Genomic DNA, 1,958 nt, shown 5'->3' on the forward strand with positions numbered 1-1,958 from the left:
ACCAACTGTCTCGGACGGTGACATGAGAGGCAAGCCCCTCGGTCGATGGACCTGTTAGCAGTTATCCACGCAGAGTCAAGCGGAGAGCGCGTCGAGCGCGACCGCTTTAACGGCCCGATACCGTGCATCAACCACAGCCCAATCCACATTTAGCATGAACGCATCGACATATTTCGCCGCTGCACTCCCATAATCCATATGGTAGCTATGCTCATACATATCGAGTGTGAGCAACGGTATGCCCGTCGCTGGTTGGTGCATGTGGTCCCACGCCCAATAGTTATGGAGCGAGCCGCTATGCAGATCAAAAGCGAGCACACACCAGCCCGACCCACCCGCAAGCGACATAGCAGTCCGGCGGAATTCAGCTTCCCACGCACCATACGACCCGTAAGACATAGCCAACGCATTCATAATGTCGCCGCTAGCCACACCATCGCCGCCAAGCGCGCCGAAGTAGAGTTCATGCAAAACGACAGAGCCAGTCCGGTGCAACTGTTCTCTTTTCAACCCGCCATAGGCAACAGCGGGAAAGTCCTTATCAGCCATTGCGCTGGCTAGCCTGCCTTCAATCATGTTCAAAGCCTTGACCGAACCTTGATAGTTATTTTCCCAATGCGATTGGATCAGTTTTTCAGAAAGCCCGACCAGCTTTGCCGGGTTAAACCTAAGCTGCACGGGTTTATGCTGTCCAGCGAATGCCAAAACGGGCGACGCGCTGATGGCGGTATCAGATGCAGAAACGACAGATGCCATAGCCACCGTTGCAATTGTGCCTATCGCCGTGCGCCGGGTAAGTTCAGCCATTTTCGCATCCTTATTAAAACGACTGGGCAATCATACCCGCCAACGCCGCAACTGCCAGCATCTTTATAATGTTCAGCTTTAACCGAAACAGCAGCACGGCGGCACCAGCGCCAATCAACAACGCCCGCCAATCAAAGCTAGACCATTCGGGCCAATAAATGCGGGCGGGGCCGAGATGGAGTTCGCCGACTTCGCGGAACAGCACGTGCAGTGCGAACCACAAGGACAGGTTAGCGATCACTCCGACGACGGCGGCAGTGATCGTGGATAAACTGCCTTGCAACCATGTCAAACTGCGCAGCCGATCCATTGCGGGGGCCAGCGCGAAGATCCACAGGAAGCAGGGCGCAAAGGTGACCCATGTTGTCAGTCCGGCGGCCAGGATTCCGGCTGTCCATGCGTCGAATGGGGCGGGAGTGCGGAAACCGGCGAGGAAGCCGGTGAATTGCGTCACCAAGATCAGCGGCCCCGGCGTGGTTTCGGCAAGGCCCAAGCCATCGGCCATCTCGCCCGCGCTAAGCCATGCAAATCCGTTCACCGCCTCCTGCGCCATATAGGCAAGCACTGCGTAGGCGCCGCCAAAGGTGACAACCGCGAGTTGCGAGAAGAAGCTGCCTACATCCCAAAGCACATGGTTGGGGCCGAGCGTTGCATAGATCAGCACCATCGGCGCGGCCCAGATGCTGCCCCAGATCGCGGTGGTTTTTAGGATGTGGGGGAGTAAATTTGGTGGGCGCAAATCCTCCCCACCCGTTTGTGCTGAGCTTGTCGAGCCAAAGGCCACCGAAGGTGAACCACGCCCAGCCGATAAACGCCCTTCGACAGGCTCAGGGCTAACGGTGGTAGTGGGGGTGGTTCTTGTCCCTAGGAGTTCGGGCGACCGACGCGCAATCAAAGCACCAGCTATGCCCGCCCCCAATATCACCAACGGAAACGGCGAGTTGAACAGGAACAGCAGCACAAACGAAAGGACCGCAATTGCTTGCTTAGCCGATGTATTCAACGCCCGCCCCGCGATGCGGATCAACGCTTGCGCGACAATCGCCAGCACAGCGGCTTTGATGCCAAGGAACATGCCTGCCAGCCAGCTGACCTGCCATGCCATCACATAGAGCGCCGACAGGCCGAGCATCACCAGCGCGCCGGGTAAC

2 protein-coding genes are annotated in these 1,958 nt (G+C 57.6%); both read right to left on the reverse strand.

Annotated elements, in window-relative coordinates:
* Positions 1-75 precede the first annotated feature (75 nt).
* On the reverse strand, positions 76-807 hold the full coding sequence (locus ABL922_RS14715) for a Fe-Mn family superoxide dismutase (RefSeq protein ID WP_349024957.1): 732 nt from the start codon (positions 805-807) through the stop codon (positions 76-78).
* A 13-nt stretch (positions 808-820) separates the two neighbouring features.
* The coding region (locus ABL922_RS14720) for a chromate transporter (protein WP_349024958.1) at positions 821-1,958 on the reverse strand (1,138 nt) is incomplete at its 5' end.

Source organism: Sphingorhabdus sp. (genome assembly GCF_040079335.1).
Lineage (GTDB): Bacteria > Pseudomonadota > Alphaproteobacteria > Sphingomonadales > Sphingomonadaceae > Sphingorhabdus_B.

Excerpts from the sequence above, each read along its gene's own strand:
- ABL922_RS14715 (WP_349024957.1), bottom strand. The coding sequence starts at position 807 with ATGGCTGAACTTACCCGGCGCACGGCGATAGGCACAATTGCAACGGTG.